Source organism: Pedobacter rhodius (assembly GCF_027213645.1).
GTDB lineage: Bacteria > Bacteroidota > Bacteroidia > Sphingobacteriales > Sphingobacteriaceae > Pedobacter > Pedobacter rhodius.
The window spans coordinates 278,258-302,794 of the sequence record NZ_JAPWGL010000001.1 but is presented as its reverse complement, the minus strand read 5'-3'; the positions used below and the strand labels follow the sequence as shown (position 1 = coordinate 302,794).

Here is a 24,537-nt window from a genome sequence, read left to right as displayed (position 1 = left end):
TTAAATATTTAAATAATTAGCGGATGGTAACGGTTTTGAAAACTTCCTGATTTTTAGATTTTACAACAAAAGTTAATTCTCTGTTAAAGGTTTTAGATATGTTAAATTTCTTAACCAGTTTCGATGCATTGGTAAATGTTTCATTGTATACTTCGTCGTTATATTCGTTCAATATCTGAACTTCAACCGGTCCTTTATCTGCATTATCCAGAGAAAGTGTTACCATTGATTTTTCCTGTGTAAAAACAGGTTTTAAAAGTTCGGTAATTTTCGGTTCCGAAATAGTTGTTTTATTATTTGCAATTACAACTTTGTATTCAGCGCGCTTAGAAGCAGATTCAACATTCAAAGTATATTCACCATCAGGAAGTGAACTTAAATCGTATTTTTTTACAGAAGCACCATCTGAGTGGATGTTTTCTTCAAATAAAACCTGGTTATCCAATTCTCTGATTGATAAATTAATGTCAGCAGCTTCATCAATAATGAAGCGGATTGTTTTGTTGTCTTCACTTTTAACTTTAAGTGTGTAAACATCGTCGTTTGCATATGTTGCAGAAGCAGTAAACAAGGTAGCTGCAATCAAGCTGATTTTTAGTAAGTTTTTCATAATCAATAATTTTTTAAGGGTTTGTAATTATTTGATGATGCTAAATTACCACTGTTTCAGGCACATAGATGATTGCATATTCTCCAATAAATATGCTATATTAACCTTATAATACCTTATATTAGACTTATAAAACAATAAAGCATATTTTATTTGCTAAATTTGAATAGAAAATGAAAAAATTAAGACCAAGTTTTGAAGTTGTTGAACCTTCTTTCGGAAGTTCCTTTTACTATTCTAAATATGTTGAGAACGCCAATAATAAAGCACACCTTTGGCATTATCATCCGGAAATAGAAATGGTTTTTGTAAATGGTGGTGCAGGTAAACGGCAAATCGGCAGCCACGTTTCTTATTATACTGATGGTGATTTAATTCTCATTGGCAGCAATTTGCCTCATTGTGGCTTTACAGATACCAACACCGGCAACAAAAATGAAACGGTGATTCAAATGAAGCCCGATTTCCTGGGAAATGATTTTTTACAGTTACAGGAAATAAAACCCATTTTCGATCTGTTTGATAAGGCTAAAGGTGGTATTGCATTTGGTGCTGAAACCATAAAAGCGGTAGGCGGGAAAATTGAAAAAATGGAAAACCAGCAACCATTTGAAAGACTGGTAAGCTTACTGAATGTTTTAAAAGCACTTGAAAAAGCTGAAGATTACAAAATTCTGAATGCTTCCGGCTTTTCAATGGAAATGCAAATTCAGGATAACGACCGCATAAACATGGTGTTTAACTATGTTAAAGATCATTTTTTAGAAGAAATCAGTTTAGAACATGTTGCTGAAATGGCCAGCATGACTGTTCCTTCATTTTGCCGGTATTTCAAAAAAATAACCAAGAAAACCTTTACCAAATTTGTAAATGAATACCGTATTGTACACGCTTCGAAACTTCTGGCAGAAAAACCGATGAGTATAGCTAATATTTGTTTCGAAAGCGGATTTAACAATTTCAGCCATTTTAATAAACTGTTTAAAGAGTTTACCGGGAAAAGTGCTTCGCAATACAGGCAAGAGTTAAAAGCAGTTATAAAGTAATTGCAGGTTCAAAGTTTCTATTACTTCTTTTCTTAAATGACCAACTTTGCTAATTTATCGTTAGAAACGATTTTATATTAACGCTCATTTGGAAACGAGCGTGAGCATGAGTTATTAAGTAATTGCAGGTTCAAAGTTTCTATTACTTCTTTTCTTAAATGACCAGCTTTGCTAATTTATCGTTAGAAACGATTTTATATTACACGCTCGTTTGGAAACGAGCGTGAGCATGAATAATTGCAGGTTCAAAGTTTCTATTACTTCTTTTCTTAAATGACCAACTTTGCTAATTTATCGTTAGAAACGATTTTATATTACACGCTCGTTTGGAAACGAGCGTGAGTATGAACCGAAAACAATTCTAAAGATTTCTCCACTGCGGTCGAAATGACGGTTTGACAATGCGTCAATGGTAGCTTGTCGAAGGACAAATATTTTTTGTTATCGATTATAAAAAGGTCTTCGACAGGCTCAGACTGACAGCATTTTTCTTAAATTAATGACATTGACAACAGGCAGGCAGGCGGGAATACAAATGCAATAGCTTTAATTTATAAATTGAATCTATTTAATACTGCTTAACTTTTATCCTATAGTTACCTTTATAATATTCCTTCATTTTAATAACCTCTTTCGATTTTTCTGTCAGCCAGAAAACTGCATAACTATCTTTACTATAGTTAATTCTGAGTAACCAGCACTTTGCAATTACATCTGCATTTAATTTTAATTCATCCTTGCCGGTTACCTCATAACGATGATAAGTCGCTGATTTTTCATTAGGGTCAAAAAAAGATATATCGAACTGCTGACCAACCTTTTTAATCGGCAGCAAAGGATACGTTTCTAAATCCTGCTCCCATGAAATGATTGGAATATCCAATTTAACCGGTGCTTTCTTTAAGGCGCCATTATTTTTTACAGTGTCGGCCGGCTGCATAAAACCGTTCTTATAATTGTAGGCAAAAATACCCCGGCGTTTGTAGTTCGCATAATGATAAATTGGAGCGAGTGTTTTCCGATCGCAAATATTGGTAATCGAGGCAAACAGCGAGTCATTATGAATCCACTTCCAGCCAAATTCCACAACATCATTTTGATTTTTTTTACCAAATGAGATCGTTCTTTCCCAGATGTCTCCAACGGTTCGTTTTGATTCAAGCGAATCAGTCATATAAACCAGGTAACTGCTTTTACCCGCTCTTAAACGGTCTACAAGCAGTTTGTGGTTTTCCGCATTTATGGTATCTACCTGAGCCATTAGAGTAGCCGTAAAAACAAATAAAAGCGCTGTCGAAAGTAGTAGTTTTCTCATTTGTAAATTTAAATTTTAAGGATGATTAAATTGCCGGAGCAAACCTGTAATTTTAGACCAATTCAGGTAAAAGGTGTTACAGATTAGCATTAAAAAGTTAGCGCATTCAACTTTTCAACATTCCAGCTTTATGGCATTTCAACTCCATAAAATTTTCCTATTTTCGTGCCGATGGAAAATTTTATTGTTTCTGCCCGTAAATATCGTCCGGCAACGTTTGAAACCGTTGTTGGCCAGCAGCATATTAGCGGCACTTTAAAAAATGCCATCAAAAACAACCAGCTGGCACAGGCATTTTTATTCTGTGGCCCACGAGGTGTTGGTAAAACAACCTGTGCCCGTATCCTTGCCAAGACCATTAACTGTACCAGTCCAACGGCAGAAATGGAAGCTTGTGGACAATGCGAAAACTGTGTTTCTTTTCAAACAGGCCATTCTTTTAACATTCATGAATTAGATGCGGCATCTAACAATTCCGTGGATGATATCCGTAGTTTAATTGAACAGGTTAGAATACCGCCACAAGCCGGAAAATATAAAATCTATATTATTGATGAGGTTCACATGCTTTCAGCAAACGCGTTTAACGCTTTTCTGAAAACCCTCGAAGAACCCCCTTCTTATGCGATTTTTATTCTCGCGACAACAGAAAAACATAAAATCCTGCCAACCATTTTATCACGTTGCCAGATTTTTGATTTTAACCGCATACAGGTTGAGGATATTTCGAGCCATTTAGCAACCATCGCCCAAAGGGAAAATATTGCTTTTGAATCAGATGGTTTACACATCATCGCCCAGAAAGCAGACGGCGGTTTGCGCGATGCGCTTTCCATGTTTGATCAGATTGCCAGTTACGCCAATAAAAACATCACCTATAAAGCAGTAATTGATAACCTTAATATTTTAGATTACGATTACTTTTTCAAACTTACCGCCTATTTAACCGCAGCTGATGTTAGCAATACCTTACTTTTATTTGATGAAATTTTAAATAACGGTTTTGATGGCAATAACTTCATCAATGGTTTGGCTTCGCATTTCCGTAACTTATTAGTTGGGAAAGATGCGGTAACCATTAAGCTCCTGGAAGTTAGCGAAAACATTAAGCAAAAGTACTTGGAGCAATGCAGGCAAACGGAATTATCATTCCTTTTAACCGCTTTAAACCTGGCCAATACCTGCGATCTGAATTACAAGAACTCTAAAAATCAACGATTACAGGTAGAACTGGCGCTGATAAAAATGTGCCACATCCGGTCGGTCGTTCATTTAGCCCAGCAACCTTTAAGCCTTAGTAATACAGCAACTGACCAAGATCAGGATAAAAAAAAAACTAATTTAAATAAGGTTGAAGGTGAAAGGTTAAAGGATGAAAGTTCTCCCGAACCGGTGTCAGTTCTTTCAGAATCATCAGTAGAAAATGTTTCAAAAATAGTCCTCGATCCTTCTTCTACGGATGAAAAATCTAAGGAAGTCCCCAGGGTTGCTCCGCTACCATCAGCTACTTCTATAAGCATTAATATTCCGAAATCGAATGCAGCGAGCACGCTCATTCCGTCGCTTAATGATTTGGAACGCCTGGCCAGCGGAGAGGAAGATACCGGTCCGAAAAAAGTTACCGGTGAAGCCAGGGAAGCTTTTAGCTACGAAAGATTGTTGGAAGTCTGGAATAACTACATTCAAATTCTTAAAGCAGCTGATAAAATTAACCTTTTTACCATTTTAAATAATTTTGCACCTACCCTGCTCAATCCTGAAGTTATCGAAATCTCTGTAGAAAGCAAAACACAGGAACAATTTGTACAGAAAGAGTCTGTAGAATTGCTGAATTATTTAAGAAACGAATTAAGAAATTTTGGTATCGAAGTTACCTACAAACAAATGGAGCGGAAAATAGAAAACCGGCTCTATGGTAACCGCGAAAAATACGACTACCTGGTCAATAAAAACCCAAAACTAGACGAACTGAGAAGACGTTTTAATTTAGATGTAAATCCGTAATCCGTTCTCAGTTGGCAGTTTTTAAGGAACAGTTTTCCAATTACTACCGATTACAAAAATGTAAACTGCCAACTGAGAATTGCTACCTATTTTTCCGGCGTATCATTTACCGGATAACCTTCTTCATCCAAATCATCGCGGTTATCTTCGGGTGTACGGGCTAAAATTTCATCTTCGGGACTTAACTTTACACTCTCCCCATTATCTACGTGCATGCCTAGTTCTTCTAAATTATCATCTGCGATGTCTTCTTCTTTGGCATATTCATCACCAACATAAGGATTCGCTTCATCATAAGTTGAATCATCATCTTTTGCACCGGCAGCAACCGTTTCATAACCCATTGGGTGATCATAATCTGGTTCTGTTCCTTTTACGTCCAACTCATAGCTTTGTTTATGTTCGTCAAAAGATAAATTTTCTCTATTGATTTCACTGTTTTCGGTTGTACTGTGTATTTTATCTCCTGAGCCTTTATTTTCGTTGGTTGCCATAATGTTAATCTCCTGTTTTTATTTGAAGATATAACAATGGGACGGCTAGATGGTTTTTGATTATTCTTTTGAAAAATATTTTTTTATATTTTAGTATTAATCGTAATCGACATATTTCTAATGAACGAAAAGTATGAAAATAAATATAGGATATCATCCGCACGCTGCCAAAACTGGGATTATGCAAGTGAGGGTGCCTATTTTATTACGATTTGCACGAAGGACAGGCAGCATTATTTTGGCGAAGTTGCCAACGGGAGAATGCTTCTATCGAATATTGGAATAGTTGCTAATTTAATGTGGTATGAAATAAAAAATCATAACAAAAATGTTGAATTGGGAGAATTTATCGTAATGCCGAATCACGTACATGGAATTTTGATTTTAAATAATTTGGACAAGGTAGAGACAGGGCATACCCTGTCTCTACCTTCAACCGAAAAAACAATCGGACAACAACGATTTCAAAATCAGGGAAAAAATACCATTTCATCTATTGTGGGTTCATACAAATCTGCTGTAACAAAACATTGTAACCGATTGGATTTTGAATTTGCGTGGCAGTCACGTTTTCACGATCATATTATTCGTAATTCGGCATCATTTTCTAACATTTCAAACTATATCATAACCAATGCTGCAAATTGGAATACCGATAAGTTTCATGAACATATTTAAACTAATAGTGTAAATAAATAGGATGCTAAGTGCTTAAGAAACCAAAAACCCCAATCGAAATTTAATCCGATTGGGGTTTGTATTTAAGCTTGTTTTAACTTACAAAGAAGCCAAAGCAGCATTTAACGTTGCACTCGGACGCATGGCTTTATCAGCCAACTCATCATTTGGGTTGTAGTAACCACCAATTTCCTGAGGCTTGCCTTGTGCACCGATTAATTCTTCATTAATTTTCGCTTCATTTTCTGTTAAAGCTTTTGCTAAAGGCGCAAATCTTGCCTGCAGTTCCGCATCTTTTGTTTGTGCAGCTAAAGCTTCTGCCCAATATAAAGCCAGATAGAAATGAGAACCACGGTTATCAATAGTACCTAATTTTCTGCCCGGAGACTTATCTGTAGCCAGAAATTTCGCATTAGCTTCATCCAAAGCATCGGCCAGGGTTTGGGCTTTTGCATTGTTTTGCGTTTGCGATAAATGCTCTAACGAGGCCTGAAGTGCTAAGAACTCACCAAGAGAATCCCAACGCAAATAACCTTCTTCAATAAATTGTTCGATGTGTTTAGGAGCAGAGCCCCCGGCACCGGTTTCAAATAAACCGCCACCGTTCATTAAAGGCACAATAGAAAGCATTTTAGCCGAAGTACCTAATTCTAAAATCGGGAACAAATCTGTTAGATAATCACGCAATACATTACCCGTAACCGAAATCGTATCTTCCCCTTTACGAATACGTTCTAAAGTAAATTTAGTTGCTTCGATTGGTGCAAGAATACGGATATCCAAACCGTTTGTATCGTGGTCTTTTAAATATTTATTAACTTTTGCAATAATTTCTCTATCATGTGCCCTATTTTCATCTAACCAGAAAACAGCTGGCGTGTCCGATAAACGAGCACGGTTAACGGCAAGTTTAACCCAATCCTGAATTGGGGCATCTTTAGTTTGGCACATACGGAAGATATCTCCCTTTTCAACTTTTTGATCGAAGAAAACTTTACCATCCGCATCCGTTACTCGGATTGTTCCATTAGCGGCAGCCTGGAAAGTTTTATCGTGTGAGCCATACTCTTCAGCTTTTTGAGCCATTAAGCCAACATTAGGCACCGAACCCATAGTCGTCACATCGAAAGCACCGTGTGCTTTACAGTCATCAATAGTTGCCGTATAAACACCAGCGTATGAACGATCCGGGATGAGAGCAATGGTATCCTGGGGTTTACCTGCTGCATTCCACATCTGTCCTGAAGTACGAATCATTGCCGGCATCGATGCATCAACAATCACGTCACTTGGTACATGCAGGTTGGTAATACCTTTATCAGAATTTACCATAGCTAAAGCCGGGCCATTTGCTATTGCCTCCGCTAATGCCGCTTCAACTTCAGCTTGTTTAGGATTACCTGCAATTTTAGCATATATATCGCCTAAACCATTGCTGGTTTCAATGTTTAATTCAGCGAATAAATCAGCATATTTAGCAAATACATCCGCAAAATAAACTTCTACAATGGCACCGAATATAAGCGGGTCTGAAACCTTCATCATCGTTGCTTTCAAGTGTGCCGATAATAATACGCCGGCAGCTTTTGCTTCTTTAATCTCTTTGGCAACAAAAGTTTTTAAAGCCGATAAACTCAATGCAGAACTATCAATAACTTCTCCTGCTTTTAAAGGCGCTAAACCTTTTAATTCTTTTACTGAACCATCTTCAGCTACAAATTCAATTTTGAACTGACTTGCCTCTGAAAGCGTAACTGATTTTTCTGAACCATAAAAATCGCCTTCGCTCATGCTGGCCACTTTTGTTTTAGAATCTGCAGACCATTTACCCATTGAGTGTGGATTGGTTTTAGCATAATTTTTAACTGCTTTAGGCGCTCTCCTATCCGAATTACCTTCACGTAAAACAGGATTAACAGCCGAACCTAAAACTTTTGCATATTTAGCTTTGATTGCTTTTTCTTCATCACTTTGTGCATTATCAGGGTAATTCGGAATTGCAAATCCCTGTGCTTGTAATTCAGTAATCGCACCAACCAATTGCGGAATTGATGCGGAAATATTTGGTAACTTTATAATGTTTGCTTCAGGTGTGGTGGCCAATGCACCTAATTCTGCCAAAGCATCACCGATTTTCTGGTCGTCTTTTAAATACTCCGGAAAGTTTGCCAAAATTCTTCCCGCTAAAGAAATATCTCTGGTTTCTACATCAATACCTGCTGATGCAGTAAAAGCCTGCACAATAGGTAACAACGAATAGGTAGCCAGCATTGGCGCTTCATCTGTTTTGGTGTAGATGATTTTTGATGTATTTGACATATTATATTTGATTTTTACTAATAATTTGAATGAAACAACAAGATTTCTGATTAAAATCCTTCTTTTTTTAAAATCGCCTAAAGATAAAATAATCGATTGAATTAAGGAACACCGCAATGTTATTTATGGTTTTTGAGGTGCCAATAAATATATTTTTATGAGGTTGAATAAACATCTCTTTCCTTTTTACGTTTATTAAAACGAGGAAACCGGTTATTTATAAAAAGCATAAAGCATATAAAAAATGAGCGAGCAGAACTTAGAACAAACTTTATACAGTAAAAATTATACAGAGGCAAAGACATTGATAACCGAAGGTTTTAAGCTATCTGAAAGCTTACAGGAACATCAAAAAGCACAAATTTTCGACAGCCTGTTCAGGGAAAAACAGTACGAAATCCTTCATTTGATGGCAAAAGATAACACCATCGAAACCGATATTTACGAATTTGACAGTTTTGATAAAAGTATTTTCCAAAGCCTTATCAGAAACCTCAGCAATGATGAAGATGGCATTCAGTTTTTCAATCAATTTATTACACATTTCGACAACCTTAACGATGAAGTAGCTGCTAAAACCCTGCTTGGTTACTTCTTTGAGCAAGGCGCCGGCATAGAAAAAATTAAAGTTTTAACCGATGCGGGCTGCGATGTAAATTTTAAAAACAATGCAGAGGAAAATTTCATTCATCAGGTGATAAAAACCAATTTAATGAAACCAGAACTTTCATTGGCCTATATCGAATTTTTAATTAATGAGGGTTTAGACGTAAATGCACCAAATGTTGTACAGAAAACACCGTTAATTACGGCAGTAGAATTTAATAAAAAAGAATACCTGGATCTATTGTTACAAAACGGCGCCAATCCCAACGATTTGGATAAAGACGGTAATTCAGCTTTTTTTTACGCGGTAGCCCATAAACAGGATTTAGACATCTACACTAAACTAAGGGAATATGCCAGTCCTGATTTTGAGGTTTTAAATAAAGATGGGGTAAGCTTATTATTTGAATATACAAGGATGTTCTATAGTTCCGGAAAAGGGCTGGAATTGCTTCGTAAACTTATTGAAGATGGTGCCGATATTTATCAGACAAATATTTATTACGGTAAAGAAAGTACACCTTTAGATTTAATTGCTGAAAAATCAGCCGATATTCTGGAAGCAGTTCTTGATTCTGGAAAGGTTGATGTAAATCAAAAAGATGGCCAGGGCAATACCTTATTGCATAAAGTTTGTGCCTTTAATGTTAATTATGAAGCTGAAAAAGCCAAAGAAATCTATCGAAAAGTGAAGCTTCTGATTGAAAATGGCGCCGATATTTCTATCACTAACGATCAGGATAAAACAGCGTTGATGTTAGCGTCTGATGATAACCTGAAAATTAAAACAGTTGAACTGTTGATGAAACAATCTTAACATTTAAATTAAAACACATGTCGATGTCTTTTATAATTGCCTGCGAAAGCGGCAAGCGAAAAATAGCAGAACTTTTATTGGCAAACCAGGAAGTAGACGTAAAATATACGGATGAAAAAGGTAGAACCGCTTTGCATTACGCTGCGCATCGGGGTTATTTAGATTTGGTACAGGTACTTGTAAGCGCAGGTGCCGAAATTGATTATGAAGACCATGCAGGGGAAACACCACTTTATTTTGCTTGTTTACAAAAACAAAAACAAACCGCACTTTATTTAATTGCACAGGGCGCAAACGTAAATATTAAAGATAATAAGGGAAACAGCTTGCTCCATTTAACAGCGCAAAACGGACAAACAGAAGTGCTGGAAAAATTGCTTGAAGCCGGTTTAGCGGTTGATGTTGAAAATAACGAAGCAGAAACCCCGCTCCTGGTTGCATCGGGATGGAGAAACAAGGAAATTGTTCAGAAATTGATTGCCCAGGGTGCCAATGTAAACACCACTAATAAGCAAGGCGATTCGCCTTTATTACTGGCGGCGAAATCTAAAAATACACCTATGGTTGAATTAATCCTGGAAAATGGCGGACTTATCAACCATGTCAATCATGAAGGCGCATCTGCCCTGCTTATCGCCTGCTACGATTCCAATCGAATGCTGACCAAACTTCTGATTGAACATGGTGCAGATGTATTTGTATCCTCCAAAAATGGATTATCGCCGGTTTGGTATGCCTGCAGCCATAACCAGAAAGAAATTGTTGAACTATTTTTAGAAAATGGTATTGATGTTAATTATGCCAAGCCACTTTCGGGAAATGACGATTCCATGTATTCTTACCTGGAATGGGTAGAAACAGCCGGTAATATTTCTGTTTCTGCAGGTTTTTCCTTAGATACTGCCTATAGCTATGGCGGTGAAAGCATGGTGCATGTAGCCGCTAAAAGTGGCCATTTAAGCATGCTTAAATTACTTTTAGAAAAGGGTGCAAACGTTAATATCCAGGATGAAAGCGGCAATACAGCCTTACATTATGCAGCTGCAAATGGCAAGAAAGATATCGTTAAATTTCTTTTGGAAAAAGCTGCTGATTCAGCTATTGTAAACGTAAAAGAACAGAAAGCCATTGATTATTCAAACATAAAAGGCTTTAATGAAATTACAGAGCTGCTTTTAAAAGCCAGTCCATCAAATTCCATAAATCAAAGTCAGCCTAACCAAACGCGTCCAGAAAGCGTTTCAGAGCCTGCAAAAAATGACATCAGCTCAAAGAAACAGGCTTTGCTGGACTTAAAAGAGCTTTTTGATGCGGGCATACTTTCACAGGAGGAATTTGATATGGAAAAAACAAAAATCCTGAAGGGTTAGCTTACAGAACAATGTATTTTTATTTTATGAATAAAAATAAGTGAGCATATTTTAGATTTTGTACTTTTATTAAATCTATATCAAATACTCCTGAAATGAAAAACCCAATCAAATTAACCTTCTTAGTCGTTCTTTTTTTCGCTCAAAAAACTTTTGCTCAAAAATTAGAATTATCCGCAGCCTTAAATTCCGGCTGGTACCATTATGGTGGTGTTGGTTCAGCCAACAATAGCTTTTTAAATGTAGCCACAGTTAACGGTCAGGAACTAAATTATACAAATAACCCTTACGGACATCAATTCACATTGAGTTATGGGCTTTCGGCAAATTCAAAGCTGATATTCAGTAATAACCTTTTATTAGGGTTTGACTTGGGTTTCGAGAGATTAAGCGCAAAAACACCAATTACCCGTGTTTCTGATACCAATGCCGGTAGTCTTACCGCAGATCTTTCTGCTTCCGGTGAAACTTTTTTAAATTCTGATGTGCTAAACTTACATCCAAATTTTGGCTACCGGTTTGGCAAAGGGAAAACTACCATAGATTTAACCGGAGGATTTGATTTAGGTTTTATTCTGGCCATGCGAGAAAAAGGCGAAGCAACTGCTGTTAACGGAAGAGGGTATTCTTCAGATGCAGACCGCAAAACAATCAATACCGACATCAGGCCGAGATTTCAAATTGGCGTAAATTATAGCCGTTTAGGTGCGTACACCGGCTATGCCTTTGGCTTATCAGATTATAGAGAAGGCTTTGTTGGCGGCAGTGACCAAAAAGTAAACTCAGGGATATTAAGATTTGGACTGTCCTATAAAATTTTATAAACAGTTTTTCAATCACCAAAAACATCCTTTCTTTTTTGCTGTTATAAGTCGGGTAACAATCCTATCTATTGCTCAACTATGACCTATGAAAAAAGAAATCTTATACACCGCATTATTTGCATCAGCCCTGCTGGCCGGCTGCCAATCGAACTCGAATTCTAAAAAGGAAAATGATAGCCTTGCTGCTGCTGATACCACTATTGAAACTTATACTGCTGAATTAAATCTGCCTGCTGCAGACACAACGGCATCAAAAAATAAATTCAGTAAGGTTATTGGCTGGCCGGATGGTAAAACCCCGGTTGCACCAGAGGGCTTTGAAGTAACCAGGTTTGCTTCCGGTATCAAAAGTCCCAGAAATACATATATCGCACCAAATGGTGATGTTTTAGTGGTGTTAAGCAATTCAGAAAGAAGTACAACCGAAGCCATTGCCGGTGTAGTTACCGGTAAATCTAAATCGGAAGTACCCGGAAAAAGCGCAAATACCATTTTGTTATACCGCGATGCCGATAAGGATGGAAAAGCTGAAACGGTAACCACTTTTCTTAAAGGTTTAAACCAGCCCTATGGCATGCTGATTATTGGTGATAAATTTTATGTTGCCAATACCGACGGGCTTTTACAATTCCCCTATAAAACCGGCGACACTAAAATTACAGGCAACGGAAAAAAAATAGTAGAACTGCCCGCAGGAGGCTATAATAACCATTGGACCAGGAATCTAATTGCCAACGCAGATAAAAGCAAAATTTATATAACTGTAGGTTCAGGCAGTAACGTTGGTGAAAATGGTATGGAACACGAAGTTCGCCGGGCAAATATTTTAGAGGTAAATCCGGATGGAACAGGCGAAAAAATTTACGCAGGTGGTTTACGCAATCCTGTCGGTATTGACTGGGCACCCGGTACAAATAAACTTTGGACCGCCGTAAATGAGCGTGACGGCTTAGGTGATGACCTTGTTCCGGATTACATTACAAGTGTAAAAGAAGGCGCTTTTTATGGGTGGCCGTTCTCTTATTACGGGCAAAATGAAGACCCGCGAATGAAAGGCAAAAATCCTGAACTTGTAAAAAAAGCGATTGTACCGGATGTTCCTCTCGGCTCCCATACAGCTTCGTTAGGACTTGCATTTTACAAAGCAACTAAATTCCCTGCCAAATACCAGGGTGGTGCATTTATTGGTCAGCATGGTTCATGGAACCGTTCTGCTTTATCTGGCTATAAAGTTGCATTTGTACCTGTTAAAAATGGCAAACCAACAGGTAAGCCTGAAGATTTTTTAACCGGCTTTATTGCCAATGCAGATAAAGGAGAAGTTTATGGCCGTCCGGTTGGTGTAACGTTAACACCTGAGGGGGCATTACTCGTTGCAGATGATGTGAGCGGCATAATATGGAAAGTTGCAGCTAAATAGTTTTCCCTTTGCTTCGGGTGCGCAGATTATTGTACTTTTGGTACTTAATCTGCGCACCCGTTTTAAAATACTTAATCAATCTCTATTGAAATTAACGCTTACTTTTATTTTTACTTGTTTTGCCCTAACTGCAGCAGCACAAAATGCGCAAACAGATTCTGTAAAAAAATTAAACGATGTTGTTGTAAAGGGTTACTACAATACACAACCCCTTATCCGTTCAGTTTCTGCTGTTAGTTTAATTGACAGCAATTTAATCAGAAATCAACAAAACAGTTCACTGGTCAGTACATTCAATTCGGTTGCGGGTGTGCGCATGGAAGAACGTTCGCCGGGAAGTTACCGCTTATCGCTACGCGGTAGTTTGTTGCGATCGCCTTTTGGTATTCGTAATATAAAAATTTATTTAGACGATTTCCCTTTAACCGATGCGGGGGGAAATACCTATCTGAATCTTTTGGATGTGGGTACCATCGGTTCAATGGAAATTTACAAAGGCCCGGATGCCAGTATTTTTGGTGCTAATACCGGGGGTGCTATCCTGATAAATACGCCTGAAATCCGGAATAAAATAGAGGCATCTTTAACTGGTGGTTCTTATGGCTTATTTCATCAAACTGCAAACATTCAGCAAACTTTTAGGAATTACAAGCTCAGTGTTACACAAGGTTACCAGAAAAGTGACGGGTACCGGCAAAACAGTGCCATGGATAGAAAATATTTTCAGACCACGCAGCAATGGAATTATAATGCTTCGGGATTTTTAAAGGCTTTTATTTTTTTCAGTGATTTGGCTTATCAAACCCCGGGTGGCTTAACGGCAGCACAACTGGCTCAAGATCCAAAACTCGCCCGGCCTGCAACAGCAACAATTCCCGGAGCCATCACGCAGCAAGCGGCAATTTATAATAAAACTATTTTTGCAGGCTTATCAAACACCTATCAAATCGACAAGCATTTCAGGCATGTTATTGCGTTATTTACCTCTTATACCGATTTTAAGAATCCGTTCATAACCAATTACGAAAAACGTTATGAAAGCACTTTGGGCTTACGCACATTTTTAGAATATGCCCAAAATACCGAAAACTTTAAATGGAATGCCCAGGGCGGTATAGAAAGTTCAGGAACCAGAACACAGGTTAAAAATTTTAATAATAATGCAGGTTCGGCTGCTGCCATGCAGGCTTATGATGATCTAAAAGCCAATCAGGATTTTGCATTCCTGCGTTTCAATTTCGACATCAGCAGTAAATTGCTTATTGAACTGGCCTCGAGCCTTAACTTTTTTAATTATAAATATGAAAGCTTTTTTCCAAAGGCAATAGACCTGCGGAAAAGAAATTTTAGTGCACAGCTGATGCCTAAGCTGGCGCTTTCATACTTGTTAAATACCGAATTTTCTGTCCGCGCTTCTGTGAGTAAAGGTTATTCACCGCCTACCCTGGCCGAGGTCCGTTCTTCTGACAACAACATTAATAATAACCTGCAGGCAGAAAAAGGCTGGAATTATGAAATGGGGTTAAGGTATAAAACAAAAAATAACCGCTTTTACGCGAATGGGAATCTTTTTCAATTTCAGTTAAAGGATGCAATCGTAAGGCGACTGAATGCAAATGATGCTGAATATTTTATTAATGCCGGTGGTACTAAACAAAAAGGTATTGAAATAGAAACCGTATTCTGGTTGATACAAAACAACAAAGGCTTTTTAAATGCTTTACAATTAAGAAGCAATTATAGCTACAGCCATTATCGTTTTGAAAGTTTCATAAATGGAACCTCCGATTATTCAGGGAACAAGCTAACCGGTGTACCGGAACATGTATTGGTAAGCAGCCTGGAATTCCAATTTGCGAAAGGTTTTTACTTATTTGGGCAGCATAATTATACATCTGCTATTCCGTTAAATGATGCAAACACCGTTTTCGCAAAAAGGTATAACTTAATTGAAGGCAAAGCAGGTTTCAGAAATTTAAAAATCGGTAAAGTAAACCTCGAAATATTTGCCGGTATAAATAACCTGCTGAATGAAAATTACAGTTTAGGAAACGACCTGAATGCAGCGAACAACCGGTATTTTAATCCTGCAGCCGGAAGAAATTACTATACAGGGCTTTCCGCAAAATTGTAGCGCTTGTTTTTAAATAACCAGCCTTTCCCCCTCACGCCGTCTTTCCCACGCAGGTGGGAATCTTAATGTAATATGCATAAACCCACCTATCGCTTTAGAATTCCCTGTCAAAAGCAGGTAATGACGAAACGCTAAAACTGTATTCATTAACGCCTCAACCATATCATCCTTCCCCCTCACGCCGTCTTTCCCACGCAGGTGGACATCTTAATGTAATATGAATAAACCCACCTAACGCATTAGGATTCCCTATCCGGTAGGGAATGGCGAAATGCCAAAACTAAACGAAAAAAGACCTCAAACCATTTCCTCAAATCGCCTTTCTTCTAAAAACGTTTTTCCTCAAATCGCCTTTTCTCGCAAGCCGTCCTGCCCACGCAGGTGGGCATTCTTAATACAATAGGCATAAATCACCTATTGCATTAAGATACCAGCATAACACCAAATACGCTGTTAATTAACAACTTCTGCTTCTTTAAAGGAAACTTCAGTTACGACGATCTCTGTGGTATACCGCTTGCTTCCGTCTTTAGCTTCATAAAAATTATTCAACAGTCTGCCTTCAATTGATAAATAGGTGCCTTTTTTAATTTGCTGTTCAGCAATATCTGCTTTGGCATTCCAGAAAGTCAGGTTAAACCATTGTGTGTTTTTGATTTCTTCGCCGGAAGCATTTCTATAATAATCATTTACCGCTAACCTTACCTTAGCCAGTTTTTGTGTTCCTGATAAATTCTTTACTTCTGCATCAGCACCTGCATAGCCGCTTAATACGACTTTGTTTGTTACGTTTTCCATAATCTTTTAAATTTTCTAAATGTTTAACGACCAATAGCCACCATGACTATCGACAGCACAAAGTTGCAGGAGGCATCAAAAATTAGCCGTACATTAAATATTTATAGTCGTTTATAAACGTTTAAAATGGATAATCATCCTTTAAAGACGGTAAATAAACATTTGATTTGAAAACAGGAATAATGAAGTCGCTTAAACATCCACCTCCCCTACGTAAACTGATGTAGAAATACGCCGTCGGTCGTCGGAAATAAAAGCCATCCAAACATGATATGTATGGCCGGTTACAATTGTATCCAGGCTCATCTTCTCATAACCTTCACTTCGTCTTGCGCCGCTGAGTATAAAAAAAGCCTGATGCAGCTGCTCCGCATATCCGGCAATCATTACCTGGTCATTATAACCAACACCAGGCTCGTTCTGATTATTTCTCCAGCTAAAATGCAAGCCCGCATCATCTGCCGCTACCGCCGGTTCTTTAACACCTGGTAAATTTCCAGAAGATAGATTTACTTTTGAATAATCTATTGTACCCTCCGTATTAAGCGCCATGCGCATGATGTTCGATTTTGCCGCATTATGGGCTGACATGTTTTTTGACTGCGCATCGAGGTTAAAACCCACTCTTATAAAGGGAAGCAATGGGCCAAGGAAATGCTGAACAGCCGTAAAGCCCGACCTGCTTAGGGATTGCTTACTACTGGGCTTATCTTTTCGTTTTTTTGGCAAAGCTCTGATTAGCCATTTACCATAACGCAAATAGCCAACAACACTGCCGACTTTACCGCTGAAACCACCATTAGGACCGCCATCTAATATTGCCATAACCTGTATTTATTTTAAAAATTAACAAAATAGTTCAGGGATGATTGGGTTAAGCTAATATATGAAAAACCTAAGTCATATAATGTATAATAAATTGATTTTAAACCGGTTTTAATCGGGTAGAATTGTCACAGTTCCGTCTTACATCCGAACCATATCCGATTGATATCCATATTTAAATAAAAAATACTTAAGATATACTTAATGTTTTCAAGGCGCGATTAGCTTCATCAGCAACCAAATCAGGAACTTTCTTCTGGTTTTGGAATTGAAATTATTATTATTATTTTTAGTCATCATCCCATAATAAAAAACCGAATTATTATGGAACGCTTATGCCTCGATTGCGGTACGCCTGTTAAAGGCAGATCCGACAAAAAATACTGCGATGATTTATGCCGCAACAATTACAACAACCACCTCAAAGCTGAAGACAGCCTGATGGTTAAGAAAGTAAACTGCATTCTTAAACGAAACCGAACCATCCTGGCTAAACTAAATCCCGAAGGAAAGACCAGGAAAATAAGCAGGAAGAAGCTAACGGCTGAAGGTTTCAATTTTGATTATTTCACCTCTGTATATCAAACCCAAACCGGAAAAATCTATAGCTTTTGTTATGAATATGGTTTTCTGGATTTAGCTGATGGTGAATTTTTATTGGTTAAGCAGAAGGAGAAATGAATTTGGGAAAAATATATTTCAAAAAGGTGCTTTTACATGGGTGTTTTGCAAAATTCGCGGAAAATCATCTTCAACCAGTTATATTGCATAAAAGTTTATCTTAACCGCCAACTTGGCAAAGCCTTGGGTGTTATGCACAATTAAATCGACATCATGAAAACAATCATTTCAATACTTCTTTTCTATTTAGTGACACAAACTTCAAGTGCTCAAAATAGAATTCAAATTTTTGTAAATAATATTCCACAAATTATAACTAGCGAAAAAATTCGATTACACCACAATGATGTGATTGAATTTAGAGAAAGTTATAACCCTAAAAGTAAAGTGGATACTCTAACAATCAGGGGATGTGCAGTATATCAGAAAAAAATAAGAGAATGGTTTCCAAAAAAAGGCACGCAAGAACAACAAGAACTAACTAAACCTTCAAAAAGCGAAAAAATTTATAAATTTCCACCTTTTATCAAGAAAGATTACATGAGTTATAAATTTGAATTAAACGCAGTGTCTGACTGTCCAGGAAGAAAAATCACAGCTATTTTAGAAGCAAAAATTTACAACTTTTACTACGTAAAATGAGTTCAGAAAACATTTTCTCATACAACTTTTTGCCAACCAAAATGCCCAAAAAAGATAGGTTGGAAAGTACGATAAAAATTATTGGCATTTTGTTAACTAGCATAGCTATTGTCTTTACTTTTTTAACTTTTAGAGCCAATCAAAAATGGGAAAGAGCAAAATTCACAACAGCTCGTATAAATGAGTTTAGTGAAAGTAAATCAGTAAAAATGGTTCAAAAAATTCTTGATTACAATAATGCAAACATCCCACTTTACAAAGAAAATGAAATGGAATCGATTCATGATGATTTAGTTTATGAAGCGTTAGTAATTGATACAATTCGTGGAGATTTTTCAGAAAATGAATCGAAAATTAGAGAAGTTTTTGATGACTATTTTGACAAACTTTCTGTTTTTAATCGTTATATAAAATCAGGGGTAATTGAATATGAAGATGTAAAGCCATTCTTAGAATATCAAATTAGGATTTTAGCTGACATAAAAAATCAACGAAAAAGTGAGGAGTATAAAAAAAGAGTTTGGACATATATTAATTATTATGGTTTTCATGATATCGAAGAGTTATTTTTAAAATTTGGCTATTCAATTCAAAATTAACTGTGCATAACAGCTGTTTTGCCTCACTGCGATTGTCAGTTTCACTTATAATTTTCCCCACAAAAAATCATTATCTTGGCGGAAAGAACTAAGCTCGCTTTATTTCGCAGCGAAGCAAAGCAGCGAAACGTTATGTGCAATACTAGGCGCATACATCCCGTTTCGCATACCTAAAAAATTTCATATCAACCTACCGACAATTATAGCCGACAGGTCTTTGGCTTAATCTTTCTTAATTTCAATAATGAGTTTCCCGTTTTCACATGAGACAACAACATATTAGCCGCTCTCAAAACCAGTATTTCTTAACCATTGCCCTTCAAGTCTAATCTTTGGAACATTGTCATAAATACTATCTTCTTTGCCCCAAGCTCGTTGGTGTACAATAAGTTTGCCTGAAACTTTGAGCCGACGTTTGCCTTCTGGTAATTTTCGCTTTCATGGTTCATAGGCTCCGCATTTGCAGATTTTGTTTGTTTGGAATTCTTGGATAGCCTTTAGATTTTTCGACGTTCGCATAATAAAAAATTTTAAAATACCAGGTCGCTGCGAACAACGTCGGAGTACCGAATTATTCCTGGACTTCCACCAGTCTGCTTGGGTATATGGCAAGATAAAAAAATTGTTGATTTCTCCCACGTTATTCGCAGAATAAGGATGAGAAAAGGAAATTAGCTAGTAGGAGGCTAAACGGATAAAATCGACTAATTTTTTAATTAAATATAATAATCCCAATTAGATATCACATGATATCAGAAAACTATCTCAACCTCACCTGTAGTATCGATGTAAGTCTTAATTTTTTCGTCATTCGTGATAAGTTTAGCCTTCATTTGTATTGCGGATGACAATATTAACTTATCGTGTGTTTCTAACTTAATAATGTCATTGTCAATATTATAAAAAATTTCTAGAATTTCTGCATCAAGTCCCTTGATTTCAACATCATCACTATCAAGAAAAACAGATAAAATTTCCGATTTAAATTTTGATGCCTTTTCATCAGTTTTGAGTTGCTTATCGAAAATTTCTACAAAAACAATACTAGGAATTATTAACTTATAGTCTAGAAAGTCTGGACTCAAGCATCTTTTAATATCATCAACAACATTCTTTGACAATTTCAATTTTTCATCAAAAAAATCAAAATGATAGTTTATAAAACTTACAGTATCAAAAACAAAAAGATGAGTCATATGTGTGGTCTAAATAGTTTTGATGTATAAGAACTAAAGTATCTGCTAATTCTTCATTTATTTTAGCTCTGTTATAAGACATCATATACAAGATAAAATCACGATCTAATGTTTCAACAACAAAATTTCCAATCTCATTTAGAGTTAAAACCTTAGTTAATTGCTCTGAATTAATTATCCCAGTATCTTTTTTTTTCTTCTGTAAATAATGAGTGAAAACGTATAACATTATACCTAAGCTATCTTCCCAGTTGCAACATGCATCAATTCGCATTTGTAGCTCCTCTTCAAAGTTGTTATCGAGTTGTTTATCATTGAGCAAAACATCAAAAAATGATGAAAATTCCTCTCTTCTTAAGCAATAGTTCATTTTTGAGAAGGATCTATTTTTTTTAACAAATCAACTTTTTCAGATTTATTAATAATTTTATCTTCTACTTGTTGGCTTGACTCAGTTTTTTTAGTAAAAAAAGATTTAACATAATTTGAATCAATTTTTCCTACTGCATCTGCATCTGCAATTTCTAGAATTTGATTTGAATTTTTTAAGATTTTAGAGATATTCATCTCGGAATTATTTGCTAATAAGATTATACTTTCTTCATCAAATGGAGATAATTCTTCTCCTTTAAATTCGTCAATCCGAAATTCATTAAGATATTTTTTAATTAATGTGATAGCGTGCTTATTTTCTAATTTTCCAAAATCGATGATGTGCTTTTGGTCAACATTGGCAGACATCGGCACACGTTGTTCCATTCCTGCCAAGCTCCAAGGCTCAGCCATTAATCTAGGCACTCCAGCATGTAATGCTAAAACGAAATTGAAAAACCCAATTTTCGAGTTTAAGTAACCACCATCAAATAACACAGTTCTCAATTGAGTTGCGAAATCCTTTTTTTGATTAGAACTTTGAAAGTCTGGTATTTTTTCAAAATCATCAACAAGAACATATGCCCCATTAAACCCGGCAGCTATAAATATTGATATCAAATGATCAAAAACAAATTCCAATTTTGCCTTATCCTTTTTTAAAGTACTGTAGTACTCTACAAACGTGTCCTGATTAGCAAATTTATACCCTTTTGAGTCGTTGTATAAAGGAGAATCACCTGGTAATGATGCTAGTAATGGATTCTTTAAGATATGCTTAGTAATGACAACTCTAAATGATTTAGTGTGCTTTGTCAACCAATCCTTATCATTTAAAACATCAACAATTTCATTCTCCTCCAGAGTTGAAACATCAATATCCTTCCACTCATTTAACTCTTCAATAGCTTCATATCTAAGGATAGCAAGTGCCTCATTAATTATTTTTTGCTTTAATATTGCTTGAAAAAAATTATCAACAAATTTGTCGAAGCTCTTTATTGTACCACTACCATCTGGTGAGAAATAAATGGAAAAACACTTATTAACGCTATTTGAAATATCTAAACAATAATCACTATTTATAGCCTTATTTAAATGAAGTAAAAAAGAAGACTTTCCATTTCCTCTTCCGATAAATGATTTATCAACAATAAAGCCTAAACGCAAATGATCTGGTTCGCTTTGAGATATACTTAGAAAATTAGCTTTTATTTTTTCAAACTCATCTTGTCGAATAGAATCATCATAAATACTCCCATTATATTTTTTCTCTGGAGAATCTTGATTGACATATGGAGTAATTGGAAATGGATTTTCTGACAACCCATATTTCAAAAATTTTCTATTTATAAGATCCTCTGTTATTGGTACGGTAGCCTTTCTAAAGATTTTACTCATTTTTTATTAGTATTAATTTCAATGGCAATAATGTTTTTAACTTTTCCACCAATGTATATTGGATCTCTGATTAAATATACGGCTTTCTCTGAAGGAAGTTTATCAGCTTCTAAACTTATGCTTATACTTAACGTCCCTTTTAAATTCAGTTCATAAGCCTCACTTAACAAATCAGAAAACTTTTTATTTGATATTTTTAATTTATAGCAAACTATGTCTCTGATATCATTAAGGTTAACAAAATATGTTGTGTGTGATCTTTTTAATTCAATGTACGATTCATATAAACTTGAAATAAAACTATCGCTAAATGAAGGGTTGTGTATATACAAAAAATCACCTGTAGGATATTCATAGATTTTTTTAAACTCACTAGATTTAATTTTTTTATAAATGATTGATGTTGGATAAATCATTTTACCACTAAATCCAGGGTGAAACTCTGTAATATTTAAAATTCCTAGTTGCTTTGCTCTATATACCCAAATGTCAAAGTTACTTATGCTATTAATGTTTTTAAATCCATAAATATTCCTTAAGAAATGGCTGGCCCAGAAGTCACGAACTCGTTTAACTATAAGATTATATTCTTTAGCATCTCTTAAGTTATACGTTTTATCAATAAGACCAGTCTCAACTAGTTTGTCAATCAACTCATTATTTGCTGTATTTAAATTAACTTGAATCCCAATATGTTGAAAAATGTCTTCCATTAACTTTCCGCAAAGAGCATTGAGATAATCAACAAACTTATTTTCTTCAACAAGTTGTTGTTTGGAAAAATGCAGTTTTAGTGGTGAATAACTCGGAAACACAAGTGTTCCAGCATTATTTTGATTGTTTGCAAATATTGTCGTCAACAAATAATGAAACCCAAAGCTCCTACTTTCGATTAAAGTAAATAGTTGTTCATTAAAAATCTCTTGTCCTGAAGTTTTATAAGTTTCCAATAACCCATATCCTTTTTCGCTAAGTTTATATTTATTGCCTTGATGTTGGATTAGTCCAAGTGTTACTGATTCTTCAACAACTTCACCAAATGTATACCAATATCGGTTTAACATTGAATCAGAAATTGTTTCCGCAATCGCACCTATTTTTTTATATTTTGATTCCCCTAAATTTAAAGCCTGTTTTAAATTTTGGAAGCGTACAAACACATTGAAGCCTTCCGCTTCTTCAATGGCTTTGAGTAGAATATAAAAGTAGTCAAAAAAATAAAATTTCTTAACTTCTGATAGTTTATAATTTAGTTGCTCGAAAATGTTCACTTATAGATATTACAGATTTAAAGTTATGAATATTTTCGACTAAAAGATAAAGATCAGATAGTCATCAATAAGCTATCTTGCTCATAACATAGCTGCACCTAACAGGAGGTTTTGCAAAATTGGCGGAAAATTCATCTTTAGAATGTTATATTGTATAAAATTTAACCCAAGCACACCAACGTCGTAAAGCCCTGGGGCATCAGCTGCAACTATAACAAACGAAATAACAGACAAAAAACATAGAATGACAACATTTGGCAAAAGCATACGAATTTACCTAAAAGACGGAACTGTAACAGGGATAAAATTTGGGGAAGTAGTTAATCAGACAATTCAATCAATTTCGTGTCCAAGATTTAGAACTTCTGAACTCAAAGAATATGCTGAAGCTAAAAGACCGGGAGTTTATTTTCTTTTTGGACAAGATGAAGAAACAGGTGACCCAAAAGCATATATTGGTGAAGCAGAAAATGTTTTTGACAGATTACAAAACCATATTACGAATAAGGAATTTTGGAATGAAGTTGTTTTTTTTGTTAGTAAGGATGAGAATTTAACTAAATCACATGTCAAATATCTCGAAAGTAGATTAATTCAAATTGCTTTTTTTACAAAGAGATACACAATTGACAATTATAACCAATCACAACTTTCTTCTTTGCCACCTGCAGACAGAGATGCGATGGAAGAATTTTTAACATATATTAAATTACTAATTGGTGTATTAGGACATAAATTTTTAGAAGATGTCACTACAACTTCGAAAAAGAAAGAAGAGCATATTCCATTAACTACAACAATCCAAGACAGCGAAATAGTTTCTATGAAAAGTAACTTGGAAATTTTTCTTTCAGTTTCAGGTCTCAAAGCAAAAGGTTTACAGACTGACGAAGGAATAGTTGTGTTAGAAGGTTCTGAAGCAGCCAAAGACCTTAAGCCAAGTATGCCAAACGGCTATAAAGAACTTAGGGATAAACTAATAATTAATGAAACATTAGTTTTAGAAAACAACAAATATATTTTTAAAAAGAACGCACTATTTGACACCGCTTCACCAGCAGCAGCAATAATCGTCGGCTACAGTATTACAGGACCACAAACATGGAAAGATAAGTACGGAAAAACGTTAAAAGAAATTGAAGAAGAACGACTAAAAACACAATAATAGCGGTAGC

22 protein-coding genes are annotated in these 24,537 nt (G+C 35.9%); 12 read left to right on the top strand and 10 right to left on the bottom strand.

Annotated elements, in window-relative coordinates; all coding sequences use genetic code 11:
• Positions 1-16 precede the first annotated feature (16 nt).
• A complete protein-coding gene (locus tag O0931_RS01440) occupies positions 17-610 on the bottom strand; it encodes a T9SS type A sorting domain-containing protein (RefSeq protein WP_269413786.1) in 594 nt (197 codons plus the stop codon).
• 173 nt (positions 611-783) lie between these two features.
• Here O0931_RS01440 and O0931_RS01435 point away from each other — a divergent pair, with 173 nt between their 5' ends.
• A complete protein-coding gene (locus O0931_RS01435) occupies positions 784-1,656 on the top strand; it encodes an AraC family transcriptional regulator (RefSeq protein WP_269413785.1) in 873 nt (290 codons plus the stop codon).
• Positions 1,657-2,224: 568 nt separating this feature from the next.
• Here O0931_RS01435 and O0931_RS01430 read toward each other — a convergent pair.
• Positions 2,225-2,971 (bottom strand): DUF3108 domain-containing protein, encoded by a 747-nt coding sequence (locus O0931_RS01430; RefSeq protein ID WP_269413784.1) that lies wholly within the window; start codon positions 2,969-2,971, stop codon positions 2,225-2,227.
• A gap of 171 nt (positions 2,972-3,142) precedes the next feature.
• Here O0931_RS01430 and O0931_RS01425 point away from each other — a divergent pair, with 171 nt between their 5' ends.
• Entirely contained in the window at positions 3,143-4,975 is a 1,833-nt protein-coding gene (locus O0931_RS01425) for a DNA polymerase III subunit gamma/tau (protein ID WP_269413783.1), read from the top strand.
• An 86-nt stretch (positions 4,976-5,061) separates the two neighbouring features.
• Here O0931_RS01425 and O0931_RS01420 read toward each other — a convergent pair whose 3' ends face one another.
• Positions 5,062-5,469, bottom strand: coding sequence for a hypothetical protein (locus tag O0931_RS01420; protein ID WP_269413782.1), 408 nt, complete (start codon positions 5,467-5,469; stop codon positions 5,062-5,064).
• A gap of 120 nt (positions 5,470-5,589) precedes the next feature.
• Between O0931_RS01420 and O0931_RS01415 the strand changes: the two genes are divergently transcribed.
• Positions 5,590-6,147 carry a transposase gene (locus O0931_RS01415; RefSeq protein WP_269413781.1) on the top strand — a complete coding sequence of 186 codons (558 nt, stop codon included), beginning with the start codon at positions 5,590-5,592 and terminating at the stop codon, positions 6,145-6,147.
• A 99-nt stretch (positions 6,148-6,246) separates the two neighbouring features.
• Here O0931_RS01415 and O0931_RS01410 read toward each other — a convergent pair whose 3' ends face one another.
• Positions 6,247-8,466, bottom strand: a complete 2,220-nt coding sequence (locus O0931_RS01410; protein WP_269413780.1) for an NADP-dependent isocitrate dehydrogenase — start codon at positions 8,464-8,466, stop codon at positions 6,247-6,249.
• Positions 8,467-8,710: 244 nt separating this feature from the next.
• Here O0931_RS01410 and O0931_RS01405 point away from each other — a divergent pair, with 244 nt between their 5' ends.
• From O0931_RS01405 to O0931_RS01385, 5 genes are all read left to right on the top strand, one after another.
• Entirely contained in the window at positions 8,711-9,889 is a 1,179-nt protein-coding gene (locus tag O0931_RS01405; protein ID WP_269413779.1) for an ankyrin repeat domain-containing protein, read from the top strand.
• A 23-nt stretch (positions 9,890-9,912) separates the two neighbouring features.
• The gene (locus tag O0931_RS01400) at positions 9,913-11,259 is read left to right on the top strand and encodes an ankyrin repeat domain-containing protein (RefSeq protein WP_269413778.1); all 1,347 of its coding nucleotides are present in this window, start codon (positions 9,913-9,915) and stop codon (positions 11,257-11,259) included.
• A 95-nt stretch (positions 11,260-11,354) separates the two neighbouring features.
• On the top strand, positions 11,355-12,083 hold the full coding sequence (locus O0931_RS01395; RefSeq protein WP_269413777.1) for a hypothetical protein: 729 nt from the start codon (positions 11,355-11,357) through the stop codon (positions 12,081-12,083).
• 85 nt (positions 12,084-12,168) lie between these two features.
• Complete coding sequence (locus O0931_RS01390) at positions 12,169-13,503, top strand: PQQ-dependent sugar dehydrogenase (RefSeq protein ID WP_269413776.1); 1,335 nt, start codon at positions 12,169-12,171, stop codon at positions 13,501-13,503.
• A gap of 85 nt (positions 13,504-13,588) precedes the next feature.
• A complete protein-coding gene (locus tag O0931_RS01385; protein ID WP_269413775.1) occupies positions 13,589-15,637 on the top strand; it encodes a TonB-dependent receptor in 2,049 nt (682 codons plus the stop codon).
• Positions 15,638-16,090: 453 nt separating this feature from the next.
• On the opposite strand, the gene O0931_RS01380 is transcribed toward O0931_RS01385, so the two are convergent.
• Both O0931_RS01380 and O0931_RS01375 read right to left on the bottom strand, forming a co-directional pair.
• Complete coding sequence (locus tag O0931_RS01380) at positions 16,091-16,435, bottom strand: single-stranded DNA-binding protein (protein ID WP_269413774.1); 345 nt, start codon at positions 16,433-16,435, stop codon at positions 16,091-16,093.
• Positions 16,436-16,627: 192 nt separating this feature from the next.
• A complete protein-coding gene (locus O0931_RS01375; RefSeq protein WP_269413773.1) occupies positions 16,628-17,260 on the bottom strand; it encodes a DUF6266 family protein in 633 nt (210 codons plus the stop codon).
• A 324-nt stretch (positions 17,261-17,584) separates the two neighbouring features.
• Here O0931_RS01375 and O0931_RS01370 point away from each other — a divergent pair, with 324 nt between their 5' ends.
• The 3 genes from O0931_RS01370 (at position 17,585) to O0931_RS01360 (ending at position 19,122) form a co-directional block, all read left to right on the top strand.
• Complete coding sequence (locus O0931_RS01370; RefSeq protein WP_269413772.1) at positions 17,585-17,941, top strand: hypothetical protein; 357 nt, start codon at positions 17,585-17,587, stop codon at positions 17,939-17,941.
• 153 nt (positions 17,942-18,094) lie between these two features.
• Positions 18,095-18,523: a hypothetical protein gene (locus O0931_RS01365; protein ID WP_269413771.1), complete on the top strand. Its 429-nt coding sequence runs from the start codon at positions 18,095-18,097 to the stop codon at positions 18,521-18,523.
• Positions 18,520-19,122, top strand: a complete 603-nt coding sequence (locus O0931_RS01360) for a hypothetical protein (protein WP_269413770.1) — start codon at positions 18,520-18,522, stop codon at positions 19,120-19,122. The genes O0931_RS01365 and O0931_RS01360 overlap by 4 nt, the downstream gene beginning before the upstream one ends.
• 752 nt (positions 19,123-19,874) lie before the next feature.
• Here the strand turns inward: O0931_RS01360 and O0931_RS01355 are convergent.
• The 4 genes from O0931_RS01355 to O0931_RS01340 are packed head-to-tail and all read right to left on the bottom strand — an operon-like array spanning position 19,875 to position 23,362.
• On the bottom strand, positions 19,875-20,318 hold the full coding sequence (locus tag O0931_RS01355; RefSeq protein WP_269413769.1) for a PIN domain-containing protein: 444 nt from the start codon (positions 20,316-20,318) through the stop codon (positions 19,875-19,877).
• A complete protein-coding gene (locus O0931_RS01350; protein WP_269413768.1) occupies positions 20,296-20,688 on the bottom strand; it encodes a hypothetical protein in 393 nt (130 codons plus the stop codon). The genes O0931_RS01355 and O0931_RS01350 overlap by 23 nt, the downstream gene beginning before the upstream one ends.
• Positions 20,685-22,091, bottom strand: a complete 1,407-nt coding sequence (locus tag O0931_RS01345) for a hypothetical protein (protein WP_269413767.1) — start codon at positions 22,089-22,091, stop codon at positions 20,685-20,687. The genes O0931_RS01350 and O0931_RS01345 overlap by 4 nt, the downstream gene beginning before the upstream one ends.
• On the bottom strand, positions 22,088-23,362 hold the full coding sequence (locus tag O0931_RS01340) for a hypothetical protein (protein ID WP_269413766.1): 1,275 nt from the start codon (positions 23,360-23,362) through the stop codon (positions 22,088-22,090). The genes O0931_RS01345 and O0931_RS01340 overlap by 4 nt, the downstream gene beginning before the upstream one ends.
• A gap of 244 nt (positions 23,363-23,606) precedes the next feature.
• Here O0931_RS01340 and O0931_RS01335 point away from each other — a divergent pair, with 244 nt between their 5' ends.
• Positions 23,607-24,527: a GIY-YIG nuclease family protein gene (locus O0931_RS01335; protein ID WP_269413765.1), complete on the top strand. Its 921-nt coding sequence runs from the start codon at positions 23,607-23,609 to the stop codon at positions 24,525-24,527.
• Positions 24,528-24,537: the final 10 nt, after the last annotated feature.

Coding starts and splice junctions, on each gene's coding strand:
- O0931_RS01365 (WP_269413771.1), top strand. CDS start 18,095: ATGAAAACAATCATTTCAATACTTCTTTTCTATTTAGTGACACAAACT.
- O0931_RS01355 (WP_269413769.1), bottom strand. CDS start 20,318: ATGACTCATCTTTTTGTTTTTGATACTGTAAGTTTTATAAACTATCAT.
- O0931_RS01405 (WP_269413779.1), top strand. CDS start 8,711: ATGAGCGAGCAGAACTTAGAACAAACTTTATACAGTAAAAATTATACA.
- O0931_RS01345 (WP_269413767.1), bottom strand. CDS start 22,091: ATGAGTAAAATCTTTAGAAAGGCTACCGTACCAATAACAGAGGATCTT.
- O0931_RS01430 (WP_269413784.1), bottom strand. CDS start 2,971: ATGAGAAAACTACTACTTTCGACAGCGCTTTTATTTGTTTTTACGGCT.
- O0931_RS01400 (WP_269413778.1), top strand. CDS start 9,913: ATGTCTTTTATAATTGCCTGCGAAAGCGGCAAGCGAAAAATAGCAGAA.
- O0931_RS01395 (WP_269413777.1), top strand. CDS start 11,355: ATGAAAAACCCAATCAAATTAACCTTCTTAGTCGTTCTTTTTTTCGCT.
- O0931_RS01420 (WP_269413782.1), bottom strand. CDS start 5,469: ATGGCAACCAACGAAAATAAAGGCTCAGGAGATAAAATACACAGTACA.
- O0931_RS01440 (WP_269413786.1), bottom strand. CDS start 610: ATGAAAAACTTACTAAAAATCAGCTTGATTGCAGCTACCTTGTTTACT.
- O0931_RS01425 (WP_269413783.1), top strand. CDS start 3,143: ATGGAAAATTTTATTGTTTCTGCCCGTAAATATCGTCCGGCAACGTTT.
- O0931_RS01435 (WP_269413785.1), top strand. CDS start 784: ATGAAAAAATTAAGACCAAGTTTTGAAGTTGTTGAACCTTCTTTCGGA.
- O0931_RS01370 (WP_269413772.1), top strand. CDS start 17,585: ATGGAACGCTTATGCCTCGATTGCGGTACGCCTGTTAAAGGCAGATCC.
- O0931_RS01380 (WP_269413774.1), bottom strand. CDS start 16,435: ATGGAAAACGTAACAAACAAAGTCGTATTAAGCGGCTATGCAGGTGCT.
- O0931_RS01350 (WP_269413768.1), bottom strand. CDS start 20,688: ATGAACTATTGCTTAAGAAGAGAGGAATTTTCATCATTTTTTGATGTT.
- O0931_RS01360 (WP_269413770.1), top strand. CDS start 18,520: ATGAGTTCAGAAAACATTTTCTCATACAACTTTTTGCCAACCAAAATG.
- O0931_RS01415 (WP_269413781.1), top strand. CDS start 5,590: ATGAACGAAAAGTATGAAAATAAATATAGGATATCATCCGCACGCTGC.
- O0931_RS01375 (WP_269413773.1), bottom strand. CDS start 17,260: ATGGCAATATTAGATGGCGGTCCTAATGGTGGTTTCAGCGGTAAAGTC.
- O0931_RS01410 (WP_269413780.1), bottom strand. CDS start 8,466: ATGTCAAATACATCAAAAATCATCTACACCAAAACAGATGAAGCGCCA.
- O0931_RS01335 (WP_269413765.1), top strand. CDS start 23,607: ATGACAACATTTGGCAAAAGCATACGAATTTACCTAAAAGACGGAACT.
- O0931_RS01390 (WP_269413776.1), top strand. CDS start 12,169: ATGAAAAAAGAAATCTTATACACCGCATTATTTGCATCAGCCCTGCTG.